The sequence below is a fragment of the Halalkalicoccus jeotgali B3 genome, from assembly GCF_000196895.1.
Classification (GTDB): domain Archaea; phylum Halobacteriota; class Halobacteria; order Halobacteriales; family Halalkalicoccaceae; genus Halalkalicoccus; species Halalkalicoccus jeotgali.
Window position 1 is genome coordinate 2,417,142 of sequence record NC_014297.1, and the last position, 23,103, is coordinate 2,440,244.

The 23,103-nt window shown below is 65.8% G+C and carries 23 protein-coding genes; 17 read left to right on the forward strand and 6 right to left on the reverse strand.

Annotated elements, in window-relative coordinates; genetic code table 11:
• Positions 1–218 precede the first annotated feature (218 nt).
• Positions 219–707, forward strand: coding sequence for a DoxX family protein (locus tag HACJB3_RS12655; RefSeq protein WP_008415936.1), 489 nt, complete (start codon positions 219–221; stop codon positions 705–707).
• 6 nt (positions 708–713) lie between these two features.
• Here HACJB3_RS12655 and mtnP read toward each other — a convergent pair whose 3' ends face one another.
• Positions 714–1,568: an S-methyl-5'-thioadenosine phosphorylase gene (mtnP, locus tag HACJB3_RS12660; protein WP_008415937.1), complete on the reverse strand. Its 855-nt coding sequence runs from the start codon at positions 1,566–1,568 to the stop codon at positions 714–716.
• A gap of 460 nt (positions 1,569–2,028) precedes the next feature.
• Here mtnP and HACJB3_RS20680 point away from each other — a divergent pair, with 460 nt between their 5' ends.
• Together HACJB3_RS20680 and HACJB3_RS12670 are read left to right on the forward strand one after the other, a co-directional pair.
• Positions 2,029–2,487 carry a nucleoside deaminase gene (locus HACJB3_RS20680; RefSeq protein WP_174264862.1) on the forward strand — a complete coding sequence of 153 codons (459 nt, stop codon included), beginning with the start codon at positions 2,029–2,031 and terminating at the stop codon, positions 2,485–2,487.
• Between the two features lie 55 nt (positions 2,488–2,542).
• Complete coding sequence (locus tag HACJB3_RS12670) at positions 2,543–3,967, forward strand: MATE family efflux transporter (RefSeq protein ID WP_008415939.1); 1,425 nt, start codon at positions 2,543–2,545, stop codon at positions 3,965–3,967.
• Position 3,968: 1 nt separating this feature from the next.
• Here HACJB3_RS12670 and HACJB3_RS12675 read toward each other — a convergent pair whose 3' ends face one another.
• Positions 3,969–4,664 (reverse strand): phosphoribosyltransferase, encoded by a 696-nt coding sequence (locus tag HACJB3_RS12675; RefSeq protein ID WP_008415940.1) that lies wholly within the window; start codon positions 4,662–4,664, stop codon positions 3,969–3,971.
• Between the two features lie 116 nt (positions 4,665–4,780).
• Here HACJB3_RS12675 and HACJB3_RS12680 point away from each other — a divergent pair, with 116 nt between their 5' ends.
• From HACJB3_RS12680 to metG, 6 genes are all read left to right on the forward strand, one after another.
• A complete protein-coding gene (locus HACJB3_RS12680; protein ID WP_008415941.1) occupies positions 4,781–5,791 on the forward strand; it encodes a DUF7544 domain-containing protein in 1,011 nt (336 codons plus the stop codon).
• Between the two features lie 22 nt (positions 5,792–5,813).
• On the forward strand, positions 5,814–6,716 hold the full coding sequence (locus HACJB3_RS12685; RefSeq protein WP_008415942.1) for a PhzF family phenazine biosynthesis protein: 903 nt from the start codon (positions 5,814–5,816) through the stop codon (positions 6,714–6,716).
• Between the two features lie 95 nt (positions 6,717–6,811).
• Positions 6,812–9,127 carry a phosphoenolpyruvate synthase gene (gene ppsA / locus HACJB3_RS12690; protein ID WP_008415943.1) on the forward strand — a complete coding sequence of 772 codons (2,316 nt, stop codon included), beginning with the start codon at positions 6,812–6,814 and terminating at the stop codon, positions 9,125–9,127.
• A gap of 42 nt (positions 9,128–9,169) precedes the next feature.
• Positions 9,170–10,249: a tyrosine decarboxylase MfnA gene (gene mfnA / locus HACJB3_RS12695; RefSeq protein WP_049934465.1), complete on the forward strand. Its 1,080-nt coding sequence runs from the start codon at positions 9,170–9,172 to the stop codon at positions 10,247–10,249.
• Positions 10,250–10,274: 25 nt separating this feature from the next.
• Entirely contained in the window at positions 10,275–10,661 is a 387-nt protein-coding gene (locus HACJB3_RS12700) for a universal stress protein (RefSeq protein WP_008415947.1), read from the forward strand.
• Positions 10,662–10,733: 72 nt separating this feature from the next.
• Positions 10,734–12,812: a methionine--tRNA ligase gene (gene metG / locus HACJB3_RS12705; protein ID WP_008415948.1), complete on the forward strand. Its 2,079-nt coding sequence runs from the start codon at positions 10,734–10,736 to the stop codon at positions 12,810–12,812.
• 286 nt (positions 12,813–13,098) lie between these two features.
• Here metG and HACJB3_RS12710 read toward each other — a convergent pair whose 3' ends face one another.
• Positions 13,099–13,524 (reverse strand): DMT family transporter, encoded by a 426-nt coding sequence (locus tag HACJB3_RS12710; protein WP_008415949.1) that lies wholly within the window; start codon positions 13,522–13,524, stop codon positions 13,099–13,101.
• Positions 13,525–13,967: 443 nt separating this feature from the next.
• Here HACJB3_RS12710 and pyk point away from each other — a divergent pair, with 443 nt between their 5' ends.
• Genes pyk through HACJB3_RS12735 form a run of 5 tightly spaced genes read left to right on the forward strand, consistent with a single transcriptional unit; the run spans position 13,968 to position 18,413 of the window.
• Positions 13,968–15,752 carry a pyruvate kinase gene (gene pyk, locus HACJB3_RS12715; RefSeq protein ID WP_008415950.1) on the forward strand — a complete coding sequence of 595 codons (1,785 nt, stop codon included), beginning with the start codon at positions 13,968–13,970 and terminating at the stop codon, positions 15,750–15,752.
• A 1-nt stretch (position 15,753) separates the two neighbouring features.
• The gene (locus HACJB3_RS12720) at positions 15,754–15,939 is read left to right on the forward strand and encodes a DUF7312 domain-containing protein (RefSeq protein WP_008415951.1); all 186 of its coding nucleotides are present in this window, start codon (positions 15,754–15,756) and stop codon (positions 15,937–15,939) included.
• 38 nt (positions 15,940–15,977) lie between these two features.
• Positions 15,978–16,535 (forward strand): NfeD family protein, encoded by a 558-nt coding sequence (locus tag HACJB3_RS12725; RefSeq protein WP_008415952.1) that lies wholly within the window; start codon positions 15,978–15,980, stop codon positions 16,533–16,535.
• 58 nt (positions 16,536–16,593) lie between these two features.
• Positions 16,594–17,751, forward strand: a complete 1,158-nt coding sequence (locus HACJB3_RS12730; RefSeq protein ID WP_008415953.1) for an SPFH domain-containing protein — start codon at positions 16,594–16,596, stop codon at positions 17,749–17,751.
• A 50-nt stretch (positions 17,752–17,801) separates the two neighbouring features.
• Positions 17,802–18,413 carry a winged helix-turn-helix transcriptional regulator gene (locus HACJB3_RS12735; RefSeq protein ID WP_008415954.1) on the forward strand — a complete coding sequence of 204 codons (612 nt, stop codon included), beginning with the start codon at positions 17,802–17,804 and terminating at the stop codon, positions 18,411–18,413.
• Here HACJB3_RS12735 and HACJB3_RS12740 read toward each other — a convergent pair.
• The 3 genes from HACJB3_RS12740 to HACJB3_RS12750 all read right to left on the reverse strand — a co-directional run bounded on the left by HACJB3_RS12740 (position 18,401) and on the right by HACJB3_RS12750 (position 20,427).
• Positions 18,401–19,402: a metallophosphoesterase family protein gene (locus HACJB3_RS12740; protein ID WP_008415956.1), complete on the reverse strand. Its 1,002-nt coding sequence runs from the start codon at positions 19,400–19,402 to the stop codon at positions 18,401–18,403. The genes HACJB3_RS12735 and HACJB3_RS12740 overlap by 13 nt on opposite strands.
• Positions 19,403–19,520: 118 nt before the next feature.
• Positions 19,521–19,757 carry a DUF7123 family protein gene (locus HACJB3_RS12745; protein WP_008415958.1) on the reverse strand — a complete coding sequence of 79 codons (237 nt, stop codon included), beginning with the start codon at positions 19,755–19,757 and terminating at the stop codon, positions 19,521–19,523.
• Between the two features lie 127 nt (positions 19,758–19,884).
• Positions 19,885–20,427 carry a DUF84 family protein gene (locus HACJB3_RS12750; RefSeq protein ID WP_008415961.1) on the reverse strand — a complete coding sequence of 181 codons (543 nt, stop codon included), beginning with the start codon at positions 20,425–20,427 and terminating at the stop codon, positions 19,885–19,887.
• A gap of 231 nt (positions 20,428–20,658) precedes the next feature.
• On the opposite strand from HACJB3_RS12750, the gene HACJB3_RS12755 reads away from it, so the two are divergent.
• From HACJB3_RS12755 to HACJB3_RS12765, 3 genes are all read left to right on the forward strand, one after another.
• Positions 20,659–21,621, forward strand: coding sequence for a transcription initiation factor IIB (locus tag HACJB3_RS12755; RefSeq protein WP_008415963.1), 963 nt, complete (start codon positions 20,659–20,661; stop codon positions 21,619–21,621).
• 62 nt (positions 21,622–21,683) lie between these two features.
• Complete coding sequence (locus tag HACJB3_RS12760) at positions 21,684–22,367, forward strand: type I 3-dehydroquinate dehydratase (protein WP_008415965.1); 684 nt, start codon at positions 21,684–21,686, stop codon at positions 22,365–22,367.
• Positions 22,368–22,404: 37 nt separating this feature from the next.
• Complete coding sequence (locus tag HACJB3_RS12765) at positions 22,405–23,100, forward strand: carbonic anhydrase (protein WP_008415967.1); 696 nt, start codon at positions 22,405–22,407, stop codon at positions 23,098–23,100.
• The last annotated feature ends 3 nt before the right edge of the window (positions 23,101–23,103 follow it).

The following is a 23,103-nucleotide window of genomic DNA, read 5'->3' on the forward strand; positions in this document are numbered from 1 at the left end:
GGCACGACGTGGTATGATAGAGTATGTCACCCACAAGAATCCGCGAGCGGCTGACCGAAACCGAAGGCCGGGTCGATCCGGAAGAGTTCGTCTCGGCGCTCGATTACGTCCGCGGAAAGTGATCTGTCGATTTCCGACGTTCCAAGTATCCGTCCGGTCAGAAACCTCTCAAAAACGGTTATTATCCGAGACTTCCATACTAGCAACGGGTAATTCACATGTACCAACACGTTCGAAACGGAGAGGGACGGGGCTGGAGTCCGGTGTTTGTGCGGGTCGCACTCGGGCTCGTTTTTCTGGTCGCCGGGGTCGGCAAGGTCTTCGCAGTCGGCCCGAAGGCGACGGGGATCGCCGGTTTCGCAGGGTTCCTCGCGAGCCTCGGCGTTCCGATGCCCACGCTGTTTGCGTGGCTCGTCGGACTTCTCGAGTTGACGGGCGGGGCACTGTTGCTGCTGGGCCTATTCACGCGCTACGCCGCGGTGTTGCTGGCGATCGACATGCTCGTCGCGACCCTGCTCGTCCACCTGCCCAGCGGCTTCGCCGTCGGCAACGGAGGCTACGAGTACACACTGGTGTTGGCGCTCGTTTCGATCTCGCTGGTCTTCAGCGGCCCCGGGCGTCTCGCGCTGGAGTACGCCGTCTTCGACCGCGAGTTCCTGCCCGGCAACAGCCGTCGCTCCGACTCGGCCGAGGAAGTTCGAGCCTGAGCGGGTTCAGAGATACTCGCCGACCAGCGGCTCGACCCGCTCGCGGGTCTTCTCGGGGATCGCATCGGTGGGCGTGTTGATCGTCCCTTCGAGGGAGGTATGGGCCGCACACTCGTGGTCCTCCGGGAGCGTGCGGATCGCCTCCTCGACGACGGCTTTGATCGCTTTTTGGTTCTGTTCTGCGTTTTCGAGGACCTCCTGGAGGGTGACTTCGCTGTCCTCTTTCCAGACGTCGTAGTCGGTGACGCCGGCGACGGTAGCGTAGGCCATCTCGGCCTCACGGGCGAGTTTCGCCTCGGGAATCGCGGTCATACCAACCAGATCCCAGCCCTGGCTCCGATAGAACTCGCTTTCGGCCTTCGTGGAGTACTGTGGACCCTCGATGCAGACGTAGGTCCCGCCCTTCGAGACGTCGGCGTCGATCGTGCTCCGGGCGGCCTCGGTGAGATGATCGACGAGTTCGGGGCTGTAGGGGTAGGTGAAGGGCTGGTGGACCACGATCCCCTCGCCGTAGAAGGTCATCTCGCGGTGGCGGGTGCGGTCGACGATCTGGTCGGGGATCACGAGCGTCCCCGGTTCGAGTTCCTCTTTGAGCGAGCCGACGGCGTTCGAGGCGACGATATGGGAGACACCGACGGATTTGAGCGCGTAAATGTTCGCCCGGTAGGGGAGGTTCGTCGGCGAGCGCCCGTGGTCCTCGCCGTGGCGTGGCAGGAAGGCGATTTCTGTACCCGTCTCTCCGAACTCGCCGATGGTGACGGGAGCGCTCGGGTCGCCGTAGGGCGTTTCGACGTGTTCCTCGTGGGTGTGTTCGAGCGGTAGTGCCTCGTAGATGCCGCTGCCGCCGATGAAGCCGATCATACCCCGTTTTCCTCGGAGCGGCTACAAAACCGTGCTGGATCGGAACGATCAATCCGCCTACGGTAGTCCATAGCGTATGGCTACTGACGGAATCGACATGGACGGGCGAGTGCTTCGGGCGGTCTCGAACGACGGGGATGGGACAGTAAGCGACGCGACGACGTTCCGGTTCGAGCAGGAGAGGGACCTGATTCAGGCCCGTTACGAAGGCGGAGAGATAAGACGGGGGTTCCTCGTCGGCCGGAGCGACGGCGAGACCCTCGACTTCCGGTATACGCATCTGACGGTTGAGGGTGAGACCGCGACCGGTCGCTCGGTCGATGTGGTCGACCGCCTCCCCGATGGGCGGGTTCGCCTCCACGAGGAGTGGTCATGGGACTCGAAGGAGGGCTCGGGAACGAGCGTACTTGAAGAGATCGACGGGGAGGACGGTGATCCTACCGACCACAAACCACACCCTATGCCGCAACCATCCTCCCGCATGAACGAGGAGCGATTCATGCGCCGAGCGATCGAACTCGCCCGCGAGGCTGCAGAGCGCGGCGACAATCCCTTCGGTTCCGTTCTCGTCCACGACGGCGAGATCGTGATGGAGGACTCCAATAGAGTCGCCACCGAGGACGACATCCGCAGACACCCCGAGTTGACCCTCGCCCGACTCGCCGTGCGCGAGCTCGATCCCGAGATCAGAAGCGAGACGACGATGTACACGAGCACCGAGCCCTGTCCGATGTGTGCCGGCGGAATGGTTTATGCGGGGTTCGATCGGGTGGTGTACGCGACCTCCGGGCCGGAGATCGCCGCGTTCACCGGCCACGACCCGGGTGTTCGAGCGGCGGAAATCCTCGATGGAGTGACCGAGGTCGAGGGGCCATTCTGTCACGAGGCGGCCCTCGCGCTCCACGAGTCGGTGTGGTGAGCGCTGACACCCGTCAAGAAAGCTCATATAGTTCGGGCTGTTTCGGTTCGAAGTAGTGTCCACGGCCCACGAGAGTTCGCTCACCGAGGGCGGGTTGGTCCGCCCGATGGTCCGCCTCGCGTGGCCGATGGTCGTCATCCAACTGCTGCAGGTCGCGTACAACGTCGCCGACACGGCGTTTCTGGGCGCGGTCTCGGAGGACGCCGTCGGCGCGCTGAGCCTCGCCTTCCCGCTGATCTTCTTTCTGATCTCGGTCGGTGGCGGGTTCACCGCCGCCGGCGCGATCCTCGTCGCCCAGTATACGGGGGCCGAAAGCGGCCGGAACGCCGACGTGATCGCGGGCCAGACCCTCGCGTTTGTCACCCTGCTTGCCTGCGTGCTGGCCGTTCTCGGTCACTTCTCGACCGACTGGCTACTCTCGCTGTTCCCCGCGGGCGCCGGCACCCAAGAGCGGATCGTCCCGCTTGCGGCCGATTATATGAGGATATACTTCCTCGGGCTGCCCTTCCTGTTCGGGTTTTTCATCTTCGTCTCGATCATGCGCGGGTACGGCAACACCCGCACGCCAATGCGCGTGATGATCGTCAGCGTCGTGATCAACGTCGCGCTCGACCCCCTGTTGATCTTCGGGCTCGGACCGTTCCCCAGACTGGGAATCGAGGGGGCGGCCATCGCCACCATCACTGCTCGGGCGATCGCAACCGGGCTGGGGCTGTACGTCCTCTTCTATACGAACGCCGGGCCGGACATCCAGCCTCACGATCTCGTTCCACGGTTCGACCACGTCCGCGACATCGTCAGACTGGGAACCCCGAGCGCGATCGAACAGTCCTCCTCCTCGCTCGCGTTCGTCGTCCTGACGGGGATGGTCGTCGCCTTCCCGCCCGAGATCGTCGCCGCCTATGGACTCGGAAACCGGCTGATCTCGCTGGTCTTCCTGCCGGCGATGGGGCTCTCCCAAGCGCTCGATACGGTCGTCGGCCAGAACCTCGGGGCCGACCGGCCCGACCGTGCCGCCCGCGCCTCGAAACTCGCGATGGGGCTGGTTTCGATAGTGATGGCCGGTCTCACCCTCGTTGCCTACCTCTTTCCCGAACCGATCGTGGGCGTGTTCCTCACCGCGGATACGCCCGGCGCGGCCGAAACCATCGCTTACGGCGTCGAGTACCTGCAGATCGCGGCGCTCATGTTCGTCTTCTTGGGCGTATTGCAGGTTCTCCTTGGGACCTTCAGGGGCGCGGGCAACACGAAGACCGCAATGGTCTTCTCGCTGATCACGCTCTGGGCGGTCCGCGTCCCGCTGACGTACTCTCTGGTCTTTGTCGCCGGCTGGGCCGAGACGGGGATCTGGGTCGCGGTCGTGATGGGCGATGTGGTAGGTTGTCTCGTAGCGCTGGCGTGGTGGACGCGGGGAACGTGGAAGGAGAGCTACGTCGAGATCGAGCGCGAGCGCGCTCACGTCGGGGCGAGCGAGGACTGAGTCAGTCCGCGAGTCGCCACTCGTTTGCGCCGCTGCGCTCGATAACCTCGCGGCGTTCCATCTCGACGAGCACCTCGTCGAGGCGGTTGGGCTGGGCGATCTCCATCTCCATGCGTTCGAGATCGTGGAACTCCGAGAGGTAATGGCGGACCGCGTCGGGCGAAAACGTTTCCTCCTCGGCTCTCTCCATGACCCCCGAGATCAGGTCGATCATGTCCTCGATGAAGTTCCACGGGTAGACGATCCAAGCCCACTCCTCCAGGCGTTCGCCGATGAAATCGGGTTCGAACTCGCTGGTCTGGAGGAGTTGGAGGGTCGCGGTGCGGACCTCGCTTGCACCCCGTTCGGTCACGTACTCGTGGGCGCGCTCGATCGACCCGCCCGTATCCGCGATGTCGTCGATGATCAGGACGTCCTTGTCCTGTACCGAGCCCTCGGGCATCGGATAGCGGATCTGGGGCTCGCCGCTCTTCTGGGCCGTCCCCACGTAATGTTCCATTTTCAGGCTCGTCAGATCGTCGAGGCCGAGGAAATCGCAGATACAGCGCCCGGCGAACCAGCCCCCACGCGCCAGCGCGACGATCACGTCGGGTTCGAACGAAGAGCGTTTGACGTCTGTGCTCACCGCCCGGCAGAGTCCGTAAATGTACTCCCAGTTGGTGACCGTACAGTTGAACTCCTCGGGGAGATCGGACATGCTATGGTGCTATCCAGACGCGCTCCCGGTTTAAGTCGTCTGGCTTCTCACGAACGCCCGATCCGTGCGGGGAAGTGGCCGGTAAAGATTTGACCCGGGTTCGACAAACGGTCGGTATGGCGCTGTACGCGATCGACGATCTGGACGACGCGTGGGCGGCGACCCGCGAGTTCTTGACGCCGCTGTCAGTCAGGCGGGTCGCCGTCCTCGCCGTCGTCGTCTTCTTCGTCGGCGGAACCGGGATGAACCCCCTTGGCGGCAGTAGCGGAACCGGAACGGCCCCGGAGGCGGGACCCGGACCGGGAGCGAGCCTCGATGCGATCCAGGAGTTCGTCGCCCAGAACGCGCTCGCGATCGGCCTCATCGGCGGCACGTTGCTCGCGGTGGTTCTCGGGTTCGTGTTCGTCGGCGCGCTCATGGAGTTCGTCTTCGTCCAGTCGCTTCGCACTGACGAGGTCCGCTTTTGGGACTACGCGCGTCGATACCTCGGCAACGGACTGCGGCTGTTTGGCTTCCGGCTCGGATTGGCGTTGCTGACCGTCCTTCCGGTTCTGGCCTTTCTCGGGGTCGGGCTGACGGCGATCGGGGCAGGATCGCTCACCCAGACCGGCGGGGCGGCGCTCGTGCTCATCGGACTGCTCGCGGTCGTCGTGTTCGTACTCGTCTCGCTGGTCGACTCGTTTACCACCGCGTTCGTCGTCCCCGTTATGCTCGTTCGCGATTCGGGCGTGCTCGACGCCTGGCGGGCGTTCTGGCCCACTCTTACGGGCCAGTGGAAGCAGTACCTCGCGTACGCGGTCGCTGCGTTCGTCCTCAACGTCGCCCTCGGCATCGTGCTGTTCGTCGCCGTCGCGGCCGCGGCGCTCGTCCTCCTGATCCCGCTGGGTGTCGTCGTCGCGGGCACCGCGTTGCTCGCCCCCACTGTCGTTGCCCCCGTCGCGATCGCCCTCGGGGTACTGTTCGTCCTCGGGATCGTCGCGGTGGCGCTGGTCGTACAGGTCCCGATCCGGACGTACATGCGATATTACGCGCTGTTGATCCTCGGGGATACCGACGGGACGCTGGATCCGATCCCGGCGATCAGAGCGCGCGTCCGCGGGGACGGACGGGACCCCGAAACGATATAGCGCCACCGACCCGACACCGGCCATGGAACGACGGGTTCACCTGATCGATGCCTTCACCGGCGACCCTCTCGCCGGCAACGCCGCCGGCGTGGTACCCGATGCGGGGGAGTTGAGCGACGAGCAGCGCCAGGCGATCGCACGCGAACTCGCCGTCAGCGAGACGGCCTTCCTGAGCGACTCCGAGCGCGCCGACCGCCGGATCCGGTATTTCACGCCGACCACCGAGGTCGACCTCTGTGGGCACGCGACGATCGCGAGTCACGCCCACCTCTTCGAGGCGGGGACGCTCGACGCCGGGACGCACACCCTCGAAACCAACGTCGGCGTTCTCGATATCGAGGTCCGCTCTGACGGGACCGTCTGGATGGAACAGGACGACCCGCGGATCGAGCGGGTCGATCCCGACTACGAGACGGTCGCCGAGTCGCTCTCGATCGATCGTGCGGCGCTCGAAGACGTCGGTGCGGACCTCCCGCTTGCGGTTTCCTCGACGGGGTTTCCCGTCCTCGTCGTCCCGGTGAACTTCCTCGAACACCTCGGAAACGCCGACCCCGACGACGGGGCGGTCGCCGAGCTCTGTGAGTCCGTCGGCGCGATGGGGATCTATGCATTCACGTTCGATACGCTTACGCCGGCGGCGACGCTTCACGGCCGGATGTTCGCACCGCGTGCGGGGATCGCCGAGGACCCCGTCACCGGGACCGCAAGCGGCGCGGCCGGGGCCTACCTCCGCGAGTTCGATGCGTTCGGTCCCTCCGAATTCCCCGAGGAGATGCACTTCGAGCAGGGCCACTTCGTGGACCGCCCGGGTGAGGTCCGGGTGCGGGTCGGCGGAACGGTCCGCGTCGGCGGGCGCGCCGTCAAAGCGCTCTCGGGGACGCTTTCGGTGCCCGATCGCGGGACCGACGGGATCGTCGAGGCGTAGCGATCCGTCTTCACTCGAATTCGGGTAGTTGATTCCACGAACATTCGTGCGGGTCGCAACCTTCTTTACTCGCCTCGGTGTCGATCCGACCATCAATGGCAGTACGCTGGCTCGCGGAGATCGGCGCGGACGACATCGAAACCGTCGGTGGGAAGGGCGCCTCCCTCGGCGAGTTGACCGGTGCGGGCCTGCCAGTCCCGCCCGCGTTTATCGTCACCGCCGGGACCTACCGCGAGTTCATCGACGACGCCGGTATCGCGGACGAACTCCACGAGGCCGTCGACGTCGACGTCGAGGACTCGAAGGCGCTGGCCGCCGCCCAGAAACGCGCCGGAGAGCTCATCCTCGAGACGCCGTTTCCCGACGAGTTGCGCGAGGAGGTCCTCGCGGCCTACAGGGAGTTCGAAGACGACCCCTTCGTCGCGGTGCGCTCCTCGGCGACCGCCGAGGACCTGCCCGACGCCTCGTTTGCCGGCCAGCAGGAGACGTTTCTGAACGTCACCGAGGCGGACCTCTTAGAGCGCGTCAAGGAGTGTTGGGCCTCGCTGTTCACCCAGCGGGCGATCTACTACCGCAAACAGCAGGGCTTCGACAGCGAGGACGTCAACATCGCGGTCGTCGTCCAGCGGATGGTCGACGCCGAGAAGTCGGGCGTGATGTTCACGAGCCACCCCTCGACGGGCGACCCCCGGATCATCCTCGAGGCCGCGTGGGGACTCGGCGAGGCGGTCGTCTCGGGGTCGGTCTCGCCCGACAACTACGTCGTCGACCGCGAGAGCGGCACGATCGAGGAGGAGACCATCGCCACGAAGAAACTCCAGTGTGTCCGCGACGAGGAGACTGGCGAGACGATCGAGGAGGAAGTGCCCGAAGGAAAGCGAAACGAGCGGGTGCTCAGCGATGAGGAGATCGCCGAACTGATCGAACTGGGCGAGCGCGTCGAGGACCACTACGATACCCCCCAAGACGTCGAGTGGGCCATCGTTGGAGGGGAGGTGTTCATGCTCCAGTCGAGGCCGATCACGACGATCAGCGACGACGCCGGCGAGGAGGTCGAATCCGAGCTGATGAAAGGGATCGCCGACGGCGACGGGGGGACGATGGAGTACGACGAACGCGAGGAGAGCGACGGGGACGGCGAGGAGCTCGTCCACGGACTGGGCTCTAGCCCCGGACGGGCGAGCGGCGCGGCCCGCATCGTCACCAAGCTCGACCAGCTCGATAAGGTAAAAGAGGGCGACATCATCGTCACCGAGATGACGACGCCCGATATGGTGCCCGCGATGAAACGCGCCTCGGGGATCGTCACCGACGAAGGCGGGATGACCTCCCACGCCGCGATCGTTTCGAGGGAACTGGGCGTGCCCGCCGTCGTCGGAACGACCAACGCGACGAAAGTGATCGAGGACGGCCAGCAGATCACCATCGACGGCGAACGGGGCAGCGTCGAGGCCGGTCGAGTCGACACCGGCGAACCCGAGCGCGAACCGATCGAGGAGGCCCGCCCCGAGACACCGGTGAAACCGATGACCGCGACCGAGGTCAAAGTCAACGTCTCGATCCCCGAGGCCGCAGAACGGGCCGCCGCCACCGGTGCGGACGGCGTGGGCCTGTTGCGGATAGAGCACATGATCCTCTCGCTGGGCAAAACCCCCCAGAAGTTCGTCGCCGAGAACGGCGAGAAGGCCTACGTCGACGAGATCGTAAGCGGGATCAGGGGCGTGGCCGACGAGTTCTATCCCCGGCCGGTTCGGGTCCGGACGCTCGACGCCCCGACCGACGAGTTCCGCCAGCTCGAGGGCGGCGAGGACGAACCCCACGAGCACAACCCGATGCTTGGCTATCGCGGGATCCGACGCAGTTTGGATCGGCCCGACGTCTTCGAGTACGAGCTGCGGGCGTTCAAACGCCTCTACGAGATGGGCTACGACAACGTCGAGATCATGTTCCCGCTCGTGAACGACGCCGAGGACGTCCTTGCGGCCCGCCGACTGATGCGGGAGGTGGGAATCGACACCGAGCGCCGGTCGTGGGGCGTGATGGTCGAGACGCCCGCGAGCGCGCTCTCGATCGAAGGGATGGCCGAAGCCGGCATCGACTTCGCCTCGTTTGGCACGAACGACCTCACCCAGTACACCCTCGCTGTGGATCGCAACAACGAGCACGTCGCGGACCGCTTCGACGAGCTCCATCCCGCAGTGTTAGAGCTGATCGCAAGCACCATCGAGACCTGCCGGGAACACGACGTAAATACGAGCATCTGCGGGCAGGCCGGCTCGAAGCCGAAGATGGTCCAGCACCTCGTCAACACGGGCGTGAGCTCGATCAGCGCGAACATCGACGCCGTACGTGACGTCCAACACGAGGCAAAGCGCGTCGAGCAGAAGCTGGTGTTGGACTCGATCCGCTGACGAGAACGGAACCCATAAACGCCCCGCTTGGCCAGAGAGGGTATGCAGCGGGCAGAGAGGGGAACTCCACAGTCGTTCGACCGGGTGCTCTCCTCGATGTGTACTGAGCCCCATCCCGCGGCCCGCCGGGCCGCCGAACGCTTTCTCGCGACGAACCCGGGCGACCCGGCGAGCTACCCCGCGGTCGCCGACCTCGAAACGCAAGCGATCGAGTACCTCGGCGAGATCGCCGGACTCGAAACCCCCGACGGGTACGTCGCGAGCGGGGGGACCGAGGCCAACATTCAGGCGGTGCGTGCGGCGCGGAACCTCGCGCGCGACGGGACCAGCGCCGACGGCGAATCGGTGAACGTCGTCGCCCCCGAGAGTGCCCACTTCAGCTTCCACAAGGCCGCAGGACTTCTCGACGTGGAGTTGCGCCTCGTTCCTACCGAGGACGGGAAGGCGGACCTCACGGCGGTCGAGGCTGCCGTCGACGAGGGGACGGCGCTCGTGGTCGGGATCGCGGGCACTACCGAGTACGGCCGGGTCGATCCGATCGGCGAACTGGCCGAGCTCGCCCGCTCCGTGGGCGCCCGAACCCACATCGACGCGGCGTGGGGTGGCTTTTTGCTCCCCTTTAGCGACCACGAGTGGACCTTCGCGGACGCCCCGATCGACTCGATGACGATCGACCCCCACAAGGTCGGCCGGGCGGCGATCCCCGCCGGCGGGTTTCTCGTCCGGGACCGGGCGCTGCTGGACGCGCTCGCGGTCGAGACGCCGTACCTCGAGTCCGCGAGTCAGGCGAGCCTGACGGGCACGCGAAGCGGCGCAGGTGTCGCGAGCACGGTCGCCGCCTGCGAGGCGCTGTGGCCGGCGGGCTACCGGGAGAACTACGAGCGCGCCCGGGCGAACGCCGAGTGGCTGGCCGGCGAGCTTTCCGAGCGCGGCTTTCCGGTCGTCGAACCCGAACTCCCGATCGTCGCCGCCGACCTCCCGCAGGACCTCTTCGAGACGCTCCGGGAGGCCGGCTGGCGGATCTCCCGGACCGGCCGGGGGGAGCTTCGAGTGGTCTGTATGCCCCACGTCACCCGGGGGACGCTGGGGCGTTTTCTCGCCGACCTCGACAGTTACCGGTAAGCCATTGGCGTCCGAAGGGCCGGGCGTGTACGACATCATCGTCGGCGTAGACACGGACGTAGAGCGCGCGCGGACGCAGGCGGAGGCGGTCGCGGCGCTGCCGGGACGCGGGGAGATCAACGCGATCCTCGTCCACGTCTTCGACAACGAGGACGGCGACATCGAGTCGGTCGAGGCCGTCTCGGAGGCCCGGTCGATCCTCGAGGAGGCGGACGTCGGGGTCACGACCGAGGGGATCGGCGGGGAGACGGCGATGGCGCTTCTCGACACCGCAGAACGGTACGACGCCGACTGCATCTGCGTCGCCGGTCGGAAGCGAAGTCCCGCGGGCAAGGCCATCTTCGGCAGCGTCACCCAGGACGTGATCATGGGCACCCAACGCCCCACGCTGGTCTGTAGTCGCGAGGAGTGACGCCGGCCGGTCGTCGGCAGTCGAAGGGGGAAAACCGGCGGGTTTAGGGGCCGCGGCGAGCCAGAAGGAGACATGAGCCACGACGAGTACCCGACGGACCATCCTGCGGTGGTAACGTGCGGGTTGCCCTACGCCAACGGCGACCTGCACATCGGCCACCTGCGGACGTACGTCAGCGGGGACACCCTCGCGCGCTCGCTGCGACGACTGGGCCAGCAGACGGCGTTCGTCTCCGGGTCGGACATGCACGGCACTCCTGTGGCGGTGAACGCCGAGCGGGAGGGAATCACTCCAGAGGAGTTCGCCCTCGAATACCACGAGGAGTACGCCGAGACGTTCCCCGAGTTCGGCGTCGAGTTCGACAACTACGGCCACACCCACGACGAGACGAACACCGAACTCACCCGGGAGTTCGTCCGCGAGTGGATCGACAACGGGCACGTCTACGAGAAGGAGATCCAGGTCGCGTGGGACCCCGAAGTGGATCAGCCCCTCCCCGATCGATACGTCGAGGGGACCTGTCCCTACTGCGGCGAGAAGGCCCGCGGCGACGAGTGCGACGAGGGCTGTCAACGCCACCTCGAACCCGGCGAGATCGAAGACCCCACCAGCACCCTGACCGGCAACCCGGCCGAGTACCGCACCCGCGAACACGAGTTCCTCCGGCTCTCGGACTTTCAGGAGTACCTGAAGGGCTTTCTCGGTCGCTTGGAAGGCACCGATAACGCCAAGAACCAGCCAAAGGAGTGGGTCGAGGGCGAGCTTCAGGACCTCTGTATCACCCGTGACATGGACTGGGGGATCGAGTACCCCGAGGAGGGCAAGGAGGACCTCGTGCTGTACGTCTGGGTCGACGCGCCCATCGAGTACGTCGCCAGTACGAAACAGTACACCGAGCGAGTGGGTGAGGAGGTCTTCGACTGGGCCGAACCGTGGAAGGAGGGCGACGGGGAGTTGATCCACGTCATCGGACGGGACATCATCCAGCACCACACCGTCTTCTGGCCCTCGATGCTCCGGGGAGCGGACTACAACGAGCCCCGGGCGGTGATGGCGAGTGGCTTCGTCAACCTGGACGGAAAGGCGTTCTCGACCTCGCGAAACCGTGCGATCTGGGCCGACGACTACCTCGCCGAGGGATTCGACCCCGATCTGCTCAGGTACTACCTCGTGACCACCGGCGGGTTCCAGCAGGACGTCGACTTCTCCTGGGAGCGTTTCCAGGAGCGGGTCAACGGCGAGCTCGTGGGCAACTTCGGGAACTTCGTCTACCGGTCGCTGCTCTTCGCCCACCGGAACTTCGAGGGCACGCCCTCGGCCGACGTCAGCGAGGAGGTGCGTACGGAGATCAACGCCGCGATGGAGGCCTTCCGACGGGACCTCAACGAGTACTCGCTGCGGGAGGCCAGTCAGGCTGGGATCCGGCTCTCGCGCTTTGGCAACGAGTACATCCAGCGCAACGAGCCCTGGAAGCTCGTCGACGAGGACCCCGAGGAGGCTGCACGGGTGATCCGCGACTGCGTCCAGTTGGCGAAGGCCGCCGCCGTCCTCCTCGAACCGATCCTTCCACACGCCGCAGAACGCCTCTGGGCACAGTTCGGCGAGGCAGAGTCGGTCCACGACACTCGACTCGAGGACTCTCTCGAGGCCCCACCCACGGAGTTCGGCGAACCCGAGGCGCTGTTCGAGAAGGTCGAGGACGAGCGCGTCACGGAGCTCAACGAGAAGCTCCAAGAACGCGTCGCCGCCGCGAGCGCGGCCGCGAGTTCGGAGGACGAGGACACCGGTGGCGAGACGGATGAGGACACGAGCGGCCTCGAATCGCTCGCCGAGGAGCGAATCGGCTTCGAGGAGTTCCAAGAGCTCGATATCCGCGTCGGCGAAATCGAACTCGCCGAGGGGATCGAGGGGGCGGACGACCTTGCCCGCCTCGAAGTGGATATCGGCGTCGAAACCCGACAGATCGTCGCCGGCATCAAGCGCCTACACGATCTAGAGGAACTGCCCGGAACGCGGGTCGTGATCCTGGCCAATCTGGAGCCCGCCGAGCTGTTCGGCGTCGAGAGCAACGGCATGGTACTCGCAGCGGGCGAGGACGCGGACCTGCTGACGACACTTGGCGACAGCGATCCGGGGACGAAGGTCAGGTGATCGTGGGTCCGGTCGAGTCGTTCGCGTAGTTTTTGCTGGTCGACCATCGTAACGGCGATTCTATCGTAACGTTAGGGGAAGCACACAGCCGTTCGCATACCAGATCGTCCGTTTTCCGAGTTAACCAGACAAATGAAACGATCTCGAAGTAGCCATTGATGTCTTTAGCGTATGTCAAACTCAGGGTGGTAAATACAGAGGCTGTATACAGTATGGCGAGGCGGGGTGGGCAGCCGTGACGAGGTGAACAGTTATTGGCCGGATAGGTATAGCGTGAGCGGCTCGTTTATTGCGCTACGAGGACGACAGCGACACCCGCGAGCAGGAGTCCTGCAATTCTCGTCGTGGTGATTTCGTCTCCGAGCGCGGCCATCCCGATGAACGCTGCGACGACGAAATACATGGCACCGAGAGTCGAAACGACTGTCGTTGAGCCACGTGAGAGACCGACGTACATCGAGACGAAGCCGATTCCGGCGAACAATCCAGCCACGCCAGCGAGCGCCCCGCCTCGTGGCGTGACAACCAGCGAGGCACCTGATACGATAACGAACCCGACTGCAAGGAAAGTTGCGACGAGATACGAGACCGCAGCAGCCGTCCTCGGGTCCATGGATTCTGAGGCAGCGTTCCCCACGACGATCCAGATCCCCCACGAAACCATCGTCAGCGATCCGAATACCACAGCCGAATTTACCTCAGGGACTCCCATCGGTGCGTACGTTCTTCCTATAACGGTAAAAGACTCCGTTTGTAGCAATTCCGATCAAAGCAGAGGGAACAACTGCCAGTGACCGACTTGCGCTATGTATCATACACGGCGCTTGAACACCATCTGCTACTGGTGAGAGTGCCGGCAGCCAGTTCGCATATCTACTACCGGCCAGTTCACCGGATTACGGTCGCAATCGACCCATGCAACATCCTCCGTCCTATAATGATAGCCCTCACACACGACGCTTAGCGATCGGCGACGAATTCGATGAAGCCAGCCCCGGGACGTTCTGGAACACTCGGTTTCCACGTCGACGAACCCGACATACGTGGTCTAGTCCGGAGTGCGTGATCACGCCCGAAAGGCGTTCGGCCAACGAGGACTCACTCGCTGGCGAGCTAACCGTTGGGCTTTTTGCCGGCTTGTCGTCTACTGCCCCTATGAGAAACGCGAAGATCGTCTGTACGCTGGGGCCGGCCTCGGACGACCGGCGCACGATCCGCGAGCTGGCCGACGCGGGGATGTCGGTCGCGCGCTTGAACGCGAGCCACGGGACCGTCGAGGACCGCGCGGAGCTGATCGATCTCGTGAGGGAGATCGACGAGACCACCGACGACCCACTGGCGGTCATGCTCGACACGCAGGGTCCGGAGATCCGCACCGCACCCCTCGAGGAGCCGACCGAACTCGAAACCGGCTCCCGCGTGCGCTTCGTCGAGGGCGAGGACGCCACCCCCCAGCAAGTGGGTCTCTCGAACCCGATCACCGGGGTCGAGCCGGGTGACCGGGTGTTGCTCGACGACGGCCGGATCGAGACGACCGTCGAGGAACTCGAGGGCGATACCGTCATTGCACGCGTCGAGAGCGGCGGGCCGCTCCCGGGTCGCAAGGGGGTCAACGTGCCGGGCGTGGAGCTCGATCTGGAGGTCGTCACCGAAAAGGACCGCCGGGACCTGCAACTCGCCGCCGAAAAGGAGGTTGATTTCGTCGCCGCCTCGTTCGTCCGGGACGCAGAAGACGTCTACGAGGTCGGCGCGACCCTCGAAGAGTTCGGCGACCCGCTCCCTATCGTCTCGAAGATCGAGCGCGCCGGGGCCGTCGAGAACCTCCAGGGGATCGTCGAGGCCTCCTACGGCGTGATGGTCGCCCGGGGCGACCTGGGGGTCGAGTGCCCGATGGAGGACGTCCCGATGATCCAGAAACGCATCATCCGGGCGTGTCGGGACGCGGGCGCGCCCGTCATCACGGCCACGGAGATGCTCGACTCGATGGTCCACTCCCGGCGTCCCACCCGCGCGGAGGCCTCAGACGTGGCAAACGCCGTGCTCGACGGCACCGACGCGGTGATGCTTTCGGGCGAGACCGCCATCGGGGACCACCCCGTCCGCGTGGTCGAGACGATGGGCAGCATCGTCCGGCAGGTCGAGCGAAGCACCGAGTACGACGAACTACGCGAGAGCCGCGTCCCCGCCCCCAGCGACTCCCGGACCGAGGCGCTTGCCCGTGCGGCGCGCTATCTCGCCCGGGACCTCGACGCGAGCGCCGTCGTCGCGGCCAGCGAGTCGGGCTACACCGCCCGGAAGATGGCCAAATACCGGCCGGGCGTACCCGTCATCGCCTCGACGCCCACCGAGCGAGTCCGTCGACAGCTCGCGCTGTCGTGGGGTGTCAGCGCTCAGTACGCGCCCTTCACCGACGAGGGACCGAACGCCGTCATCGACAACGCCGTCAACGCGGCGCTCGATTCGGGCGTCGCAGACAGCGGCGACACAGTGGTGGTGCTCTCGGGGATGATGAGCGAGATCGAGGGCGCGGGCACGACGAACATGCTGAAGGTCCACGTCGCCGCGGAAACCCTCGAAACGGGTACGGGCGTCGTCTCCGGGCGGACCAGCGGGCCCGTCGTCCACACCGAAGACGGCGACCTCGCGGGCGTCGAGCCGGGAGCGATCCTCAGCCTCCCCGCGGGGTTCGACGGGGAGTTCACGGGCGAGCTTTCGAGGGTCGGGGCGATCGTCGATGCGCGCTCCGGGATGACGGGCTACCCCGCGATGATCGCGCGCGAACTGGGCATTCCGATGGTCAGCGGGGCGGACCTGACGGAGGTCCCCGACGGGACGACGGTGACCGTCGACGCCGAGCGGGGCGTGATCTACGAGGGCGAACTCGCGAGCCCGACCGAACGCCGCGAGATCGACGCCCCTGACTGGGCGGGAGGGCGGTGAGATGGCGAGCGACGACGGCGATCGGGAGTGGCAGTACGCCGTCGACGAGGTCGGCGAGGACGCCGACCCGGAAGACGACCGGCGCCGGATCGAACCCGAGTCGGTAACCCCCGAGAACGCGCTGTTCGTACTCGTCGGCGTGCTCCTCGCGATCGGTGCGCTCGCCTACGGGCTTGGACTTATCTGACCCGGAACCATTAATCGGGTCCCGTACTAAGACCGAGTATGGTCGAGATCCTCGGGCAGTCGTTGCCGCTCGTCCTCCTGGTCGCCGGCGTGTTGCTGGCGGTCGCGGAGGCGCTCGCGCCGGGGGCTCATCTGATCGTCCTCGGGGTCGCGCTGGTCGTCGCGGGGCTCGTCGGACTGGCACTCGGACCCTTCATCGGGGGCAGCGCCCTCGCAATCGCGCTGGCGGCGACGGTCCTCCTCGTGGGTGGCGTCTCCCTGTTCGCCTACCGCGAACTCGACATCTACGGCGGGAAGGGAGCCGGGCAGACCAGCGATTCGGACTCGCTCAGGGGACGGACGGGTCGGGTCACCGAACGGGTCACACCGAGCGACGGTGAAGTCAAACTCACCGGCGGGTTCAATCCGTACTACACCGCCCGGTCGATCGACGGCACCATCGAGGTGGGCGAGGAGGTGTTCGTCATCGACCCCGGCGGTGGGAACGTCCTCACGGTCGAATCGATGGGCGTCGTCGAGGACGAGATCGACCGCGAACTCGACCTCGGGCGGGTGACCGACGACGAACGTGAACCCGAATACGACCTCGACGGGTAGCGAACCTGTATTGGTATCTAGGGGAATCCTTTTGGTACCTACATCCTAACATCCACACATGTTCCCCGCGGTACCGCTGCAGGCGACGCTGACGCTGACGTTCGTCGCGTTGTTGTTGTTGTTCTTGGCCATCGTCACCGTCTGGCAGATGGTCGAGATCGTCGACGCGACCGAGAAACGCGCCCTGACGGTCTTCGGTGAGTACCGGAAGCTGCTCGAACCGGGCATCCACTTCATCCCCCCGTTCGTCAGCGCGACCCATCGCTTCGATATGCGAACCCAGACGCTCGATGTACCCCGACAGGAGGCCATCACGCGGGACAACTCGCCCGTGACCGCCGACGCCGTCGTCTACATCAAGGTAATGGACGCCAAGAAGGCGTTTCTGGAGGTCGACGACTACAAGCGGGCGGTCTCGAACCTCGCCCAGACGACCCTTCGAGCGGTGCTCGGCGACATGGAACTCGACGACACGCTCAGCAAGCGCGAGGAGATCAACGCCAAAATTCGAAAGGAACTCGACGAACCCACCGACGAGTGGGGGATCCGGGTGGAGTCGGTCGAAGTCCGGGAGGTGAACCCGAGCCAGGACGTCCAGCGTGCGATGGAACAACAGACCTCCGCCGAGCGCAAACGCCGCGCGATGATCCTCGAAGCACAGGGTGAACGCCGCAGCGCCGTCGAGAAGGCCGAGGGTGACAAGCAGTCGAACATCATCCGCGCACAGGGTGAAAAACAGAGCCAGATCCTCGAAGCACAGGGTGATGCGGTCTCGACGGTGCTGCGAGCGAAGTCCGCCGAGTCGATGGGCGAGCGGGCGGTCATCGAACGCGGGATGGAGACCTTGGAGTCGATCGGCCAGGGCGAGTCGACGACGTTCGTCCTCCCCCAGGAGCTGACCTCGCTGATGGGCCGGTACGGCAAACACCTCACCGGTAGCGACGTGAAACTCGACGAGGGCCAACTCGACAGCCTGGAGTTCGACGAGGAGACCCGACAGATGCTCGGGCTCGACAACATCGACGAGCTGATCGGCCAGATCGACGAGGAGGCCGACCTCGACGTCGAGGAGATGGAGCAGGAGGCCCAGGCGATCAAGGAGGGCGAGGACGTCGACAGCATCCAGGACCCCGACGAGGTGATCAGTGGGATGAGCGACGAGTTCGAGGACGACTCCGACGAGCGCGACCTCGAAACGGAGACGGAGACGAACTGACTGCAACGGGCCGAAGCTGTTATATCTCGGCTCTGCTATGTACCGATAGCATGGTAGAGCCGGGGCCCGAATCGGTCGATCGGGACAAACGGACGACGTTGCGGCGGTTTGCGGCGCTTGGAGCCGCGAGCCCGCTGGCGGCGTTCGTCGGGTCGAACTCCGGGAGCGACGCCCGCTCTGCGATCGCGGGCTACGTCTCCTCGACCCCCGGTGCGCACTTCTCGAAGATCCGTGACGACCTCTCGCTGGGGACGGGCGAAACCCAACACCACCTCCGGCGACTGGTCGATGCGGGTGCGATCGAGAGCCACATGGACGGAGAATACAGGAGGTACTTTCCGGAGGGACGGTTCTCCGCGTTCGAGCGCCGGGCGCTTGGCTACCTCCGTCGGGAGACACCACGCGGGATGGTGCTCGCGCTGCTCGCGAACCCGGCGACGACCGGCAGCGCGATCGCAGAGCGCCTCGACGTCTCGACGGCGACAGTGAGTAACACGGCCGCGGACTTAGAGGAGGCGGGGCTTCTCACCCGGTCGAACGGGTACGCGGTCGAGCGTCCCGAGACGCTCATCTCGCTTCTGGTTCGGTACGCCGACTCGTTCGACGAGCGCACCGTCTCGTTTGCGGATCGGGCCGACGAACTGGTCAGCTACGACCCGTAAACCGACACCGGACGGGAACGCTCGTCCGTGATCGGGGCGGATTCGATGGTGTCTGCGATGATTCCCGAGACGGTTCGTCTGAACCGATCGTCCTGGAGTGCCTCGTAGGCCGCACGCTGCTGAGTGGGGGTCGCGTGGGGGACCATCCGGATCGTGGTGCCGTTTTCGTCGATCTCGACGTGCAGGTGAGCCTGCGGATAGGCACACGCCGCCGGCGCGATCACCTGCCGCAGCGAGCCCCGTTCGATCACCGCCGGGACGTGGTGGTGCCCCGAGAGCACGAGCGGGACGCCCGCCGCGGCCAACCGATCGGCGACGGCGGGGGAATCGTGCATGGTCGAGGTGTTCCACGGCTCGACGGTGGCGAGCGACCCCCTGACCAGCGGGAGGACGTTGTGGTGGGTAACGACGACCGGCACAGCGGCGTCGGAAGCCGCCGCGTCGAGCCAGTCGCGCTGGCGGGTGGAGATCGCCCCCCGATGGGAGTCGTGAAGGGAGCCGTCGGGAAGGGAGGTACTGTCGAGGACGAGGAGGTCGACGCCGCCGACGCGCTCGACGGCCGGGAGCCCGCTCGGTGTGTACCGTTCGTAGAACGTCTCGACCGGGACGGACGAATGGTCGTCGAACGATTTGGGCACGTCGTGATTGCCAGGCGTCGCGAGGAAGGGCGTTTCGAGTGCGGAGACGATCTCGCCGAACCGTTCGAGGTTCCAGGGCTCGCCGTCCTTCGTCAGATCTCCCGCAAAGACCACACAGTCGAGGTCGGCGTTATCGAGCCGTGAGATGGCGGTTTCGAGGCGTCGTTCGGTACAGTGAAGGAGCCTGTCGGTGCCCCGCTCGCGCGTCGAGACGTGGATGTCAGAGAGCACGCCGATCCGGGTCGGCTCGTCGGTTCGGGGCCGGGCGAACCGAGCGAGAACGATTCCCTCGGGGTCGAGGATCGGAGCTCCAGCGGGCGTCCCGGCAGGTGATAAACCGTCTCCCGTCATTGGGAACGATTTCCAGGCACGGGAGAAGAACGCTGCTATGAGGTGTCCGTCACACCCCGGCACCGACAGTACGGGTCGGGCTTCCTCCGGAGGTCTCAGTAGCCGATGGGATGGATCGTTACTGACTGACCATCCACGTCGTCGAGGAGGAGTAGCCCCACTTCTCGACGCTGAGACCGAACTCGCCCGACTGGAGCGTGCTCATGTTCGTCCCGACCTCCTTCGCCGTGAGGTCGAGGTCCTCCGCGATGAGGCGGGACTTGAAGTACGTCTTCGTCTCGACATGCTCGCGGAGGTACGTGAGGATGCGCTGTTGGGTCTCGTTCAGGCTCCCGACGGTCGCGGTGGTGCTCATGATACACCCTACGGACCTATCGACTTTAGCGGATTTGGTACGGCTGATTAACCCGGTGTCGGCTTGCGTTTTCTCCCCGATCGCGCCGGCCCGGGCGGGGCCACCGCCGGTCGGTTGGTACGGCTGGTTAATCCCGAAACAGATGGCCGGCCGCACAGGCGACCGCCTGTGCGAGGGCCGTCTCCCGGTCGAGACGGCCGCCGGTGAACACGCCGATAGCACCCTGTTCGCGGGCGATCCTGTCGGTCCCGAGGTGGTCGTCGAGGACGGGACCGAGTTCCCGGCCCCCGATCATCTCCATCGAGATCGGATCGGGCAGGCGGACCGACGGTCCGGAGCCGATCTCGATGCGCTTGCCGTCGGTGACGGCCGCCCACATGATCAAGAACAGCCCCTCGACGCCGCCGAAGCGATCGTCTTCGGGTGCGTTCGCCGAGCGCTCCCCGTCCGAGAGGTCGGCAACGCCACCCTCCAAACCGACGGCGAAGGCCACGTCGGGCCCGAACGACCGCTGGGCTCGGTTTCTCGCGCCGACGATCGTCTCCGTGCGCCCGACGGGCTGTTCGCTGACTCCGGACTCGACGCGACGGCTCTCGACTCGTGCGGACTCGAACACCCGCTCGACGGCCCCCCGCTTGACCGGATTCTCGCTTCCGACGGCAACGTCCATGCCCCACCCTCGGGCGCAAACGGGTTGCGTGTTCCGTTCCGCTCCCGACCGACGGGACTAATTAAATCATTCGTTACAGACCCCTCAATCCGCCGTATAACCCGGTGTTATACCGGTCCGGATTTCGATACCAAAACACCTAAGTAAGTTTCGGACTTACCACATCTCAACCAGACGATCCGGGATTTTTCAGGTATCCCTGCCCGGCCAGCGCCCGCCCTCTCACAACCAATGAGCGAGAACATCAGAGAACGAACGCGCGAGACCGAGGACGAACAGGAGCGAGAACGCGAGGACTACAGCTGTCCGGAGTGTAGCGGTCAGCTGATCAGCGACGACGAGCACGGCGAAACCGTCTGTGCGGACTGTGGGCTGGTCGTCGCCGAGGACTCGGTCGACCGCGGGCCCGAGTGGCGCGCGTTCGATTCGCGCGAGAAGGACCAGAAATCGCGCGTGGGGGCCCCGACGACCAATACCATGCACGATAAGGGCCTCTCGACGAACATCGACTGGCGCAACAAGGACGCCTACGGCAACTCGCTGGGCAGCCGCCAGCGCCAGAAGATGCAACGGCTTCGCAAGTGGAACGAGCGCTTCCGGACCCGCGACAGCAAGGAACGAAACCTCAAGCAGGCACTCGGCGAGATCGACCGGATGGCGAGCGCGCTCGGTCTGCCCGACAACGTCCGGGAGACCGCGAGCGTGATCTACCGCCGGGCGCTCAACGAGGACCTCCTGCCCGGCCGGTCGATTGAGGGCGTCGCCACCGCGAGCGTCTACGCCGCCGCCCGGCAGGCCGGCGTTCCCCGGAGCCTCGACGAGATCAGCGAGGTCTCCCGGGTCGAGAAGAGCGAGGTCGCACGCACCTACCGGTACGTGGTTCGGGAACTCGGACTGGAGGTCCAGCCCGCAGACCCCGAGAGCTACGTTCCCCGGTTCGCCTCGGGGCTCGAACTGTCGGACGAGGCCGAACACCGCGCCCGCCAACTGCTTCGCAACGCCAAGGAGAAGGGCGTCCACTCGGGCAAGTCGCCCGTCGGCCTCGCGGCCGCGGCGGTCTACGCCGCGGCCCTGTTGACCAACGAGAAGACCACGCAGGCCGCCGTCAGCGAGGTCGCGGACATCTCCGAGGTCACGATCCGAAACCGGTATCACGAGCTGCTGGAAGCAGAGGAGAGCGTCGGTATCGCCTGAGCCGGTCGACCGGCGTAGCCGCGAAGCAACAGTATAACGACCGATCGGTTCCTGGAGGGAGTATGAGCCTCGAGTTCGATTCCTTTACGCTCGCCGCCGCGACGGCCGATCTGAGCGAGGAGCCACGTGCACGCGAGCACGCCGATTGCGTCGAGTTCCGCATGGACCTCGCGACGGAGTCGCTGACCGCGCTGGCCTCCTATACGGGCGAGCTCCCGATCGTCGCGACCAACCGCACCGACCGGGAGGGCGGGGCGGGCGGCGAGGAGAGCGACGAGCGCCGTCTCGACGATCTAGCTCGTGCCGCCGAGTTCGATAGCGTGGGCGCGATCGACATCGAACTCGCCGCGCTCGAATCGGGTGCGGCCGAGACGACCGCGGCCCACGCGCGCGATCACGGGGCGAGCGTGATCGCCTCGGCCCACGACTTCGAGGGGATCCCCGACACCGACGGGATGCGCGAACTCCTCGATCGGGCGACCGAGCACGGCGAGGTCGGCAAACTCGCAGTCAGCGCTACCGATCCGGGTGACGTCCTCGCGTTACTCTCGGTCACCGACGAACTGGCGGGCGAGGGCAAACGCGTGGCGACGATGGCGATGGGCGAGGCGGGCCGACACTCGCGGGCGGTCGCGCCGATCTACGGTTCGCGCATCGGCTACGCGCCGGTCGACCCCGCGAACGCGACCGCACCGGGACAGTACGATCTGGCGACGCTCCGGGAGTTGGTCGAGCGGTTGCGGTAACGCCAGCACTTTTGTCCTCGTCCCCGTAGGCGGTCCCATGTCAGGTGTCTCGCTCGACGCGCTGCTCGAACGGAACGACGCACACGCCGACTCGCTCCCCGAAGACCACTTCGACGCCGTCCAAGACGGCCAGCGACCCGCGGTCGTCTCGGTGTGTTGTTCGGACTCGCGCGTCTCCCAGGAGGGGATGTGGGACGCGACGGAGCCGGGGTGGATCTTCACCCCGAGCAACATCGGCAATCAGGTCCGCGAGCGCCACGACGGCGATCTCGTGGTCGACGGCTCGGTCCTGTACCCGATCGCCCACACGGAGACGGGGACGGCGGCCGTCGTCGGCCACACCGGCTGTGGGGCGATCACGGCGGCCTATCGAGCCGTCCGGGGCGAAGCTGGCGAGGAACCCCCCGGGATCGAACACCGGATCGAACTGCTCGTTCCGATCGTCGAGGAGGCCCTCGAGAAGGGCGTCGTCGCCCCCGATGCCGAGGAGTCGACGGCGATCAACCGGCTCGTCGAGTACAACGTCCGCCGGCAGGTCGAGTTCCTCCGTGAGGCCCCAGAGGTACCTGACGAGCAGCGCGTCTACGGGTTCGTCTACGACTTCCAGCGTGTCTACGGATCGACTCCGGGGAGAACCTACCTCGTGAGCGCCGACGGCGAGACCGACCCCGATCGCCTACGCGAGCTAGTTGGGGAGGACGCCTACGACCACGTCCGGAGCCTGCTCGCGTAGGCC

Excerpts from the sequence above, each read along its gene's own strand:
- HACJB3_RS12655 (WP_008415936.1), top strand. The coding sequence starts at position 219 with ATGTACCAACACGTTCGAAACGGAGAGGGACGGGGCTGGAGTCCGGTG.
- mtnP (WP_008415937.1), bottom strand. The coding sequence starts at position 1,568 with ATGATCGGCTTCATCGGCGGCAGCGGCATCTACGAGGCACTACCGCTC.
- HACJB3_RS20680 (WP_174264862.1), top strand. The coding sequence starts at position 2,029 with ATGCCGCAACCATCCTCCCGCATGAACGAGGAGCGATTCATGCGCCGA.
- HACJB3_RS12675 (WP_008415940.1), bottom strand. The coding sequence starts at position 4,664 with ATGTCCGATCTCCCCGAGGAGTTCAACTGTACGGTCACCAACTGGGAG.
- HACJB3_RS12680 (WP_008415941.1), top strand. The coding sequence starts at position 4,781 with ATGGCGCTGTACGCGATCGACGATCTGGACGACGCGTGGGCGGCGACC.
- HACJB3_RS12685 (WP_008415942.1), top strand. The coding sequence starts at position 5,814 with ATGGAACGACGGGTTCACCTGATCGATGCCTTCACCGGCGACCCTCTC.
- ppsA (WP_008415943.1), top strand. The coding sequence starts at position 6,812 with ATGGCAGTACGCTGGCTCGCGGAGATCGGCGCGGACGACATCGAAACC.
- mfnA (WP_049934465.1), top strand. The coding sequence starts at position 9,170 with ATGCAGCGGGCAGAGAGGGGAACTCCACAGTCGTTCGACCGGGTGCTC.
- metG (WP_008415948.1), top strand. The coding sequence starts at position 10,734 with ATGAGCCACGACGAGTACCCGACGGACCATCCTGCGGTGGTAACGTGC.
- HACJB3_RS12710 (WP_008415949.1), bottom strand. The coding sequence starts at position 13,524 with ATGGGAGTCCCTGAGGTAAATTCGGCTGTGGTATTCGGATCGCTGACG.
- pyk (WP_008415950.1), top strand. The coding sequence starts at position 13,968 with ATGAGAAACGCGAAGATCGTCTGTACGCTGGGGCCGGCCTCGGACGAC.
- HACJB3_RS12720 (WP_008415951.1), top strand. The coding sequence starts at position 15,754 with ATGGCGAGCGACGACGGCGATCGGGAGTGGCAGTACGCCGTCGACGAG.
- HACJB3_RS12725 (WP_008415952.1), top strand. The coding sequence starts at position 15,978 with ATGGTCGAGATCCTCGGGCAGTCGTTGCCGCTCGTCCTCCTGGTCGCC.
- HACJB3_RS12730 (WP_008415953.1), top strand. The coding sequence starts at position 16,594 with ATGTTCCCCGCGGTACCGCTGCAGGCGACGCTGACGCTGACGTTCGTC.
- HACJB3_RS12735 (WP_008415954.1), top strand. The coding sequence starts at position 17,802 with ATGGTAGAGCCGGGGCCCGAATCGGTCGATCGGGACAAACGGACGACG.
- HACJB3_RS12740 (WP_008415956.1), bottom strand. The coding sequence starts at position 19,402 with ATGACGGGAGACGGTTTATCACCTGCCGGGACGCCCGCTGGAGCTCCG.
- HACJB3_RS12745 (WP_008415958.1), bottom strand. The coding sequence starts at position 19,757 with ATGAGCACCACCGCGACCGTCGGGAGCCTGAACGAGACCCAACAGCGC.
- HACJB3_RS12750 (WP_008415961.1), bottom strand. The coding sequence starts at position 20,427 with ATGGACGTTGCCGTCGGAAGCGAGAATCCGGTCAAGCGGGGGGCCGTC.
- HACJB3_RS12755 (WP_008415963.1), top strand. The coding sequence starts at position 20,659 with ATGAGCGAGAACATCAGAGAACGAACGCGCGAGACCGAGGACGAACAG.
- HACJB3_RS12760 (WP_008415965.1), top strand. The coding sequence starts at position 21,684 with ATGAGCCTCGAGTTCGATTCCTTTACGCTCGCCGCCGCGACGGCCGAT.
- HACJB3_RS12765 (WP_008415967.1), top strand. The coding sequence starts at position 22,405 with ATGTCAGGTGTCTCGCTCGACGCGCTGCTCGAACGGAACGACGCACAC.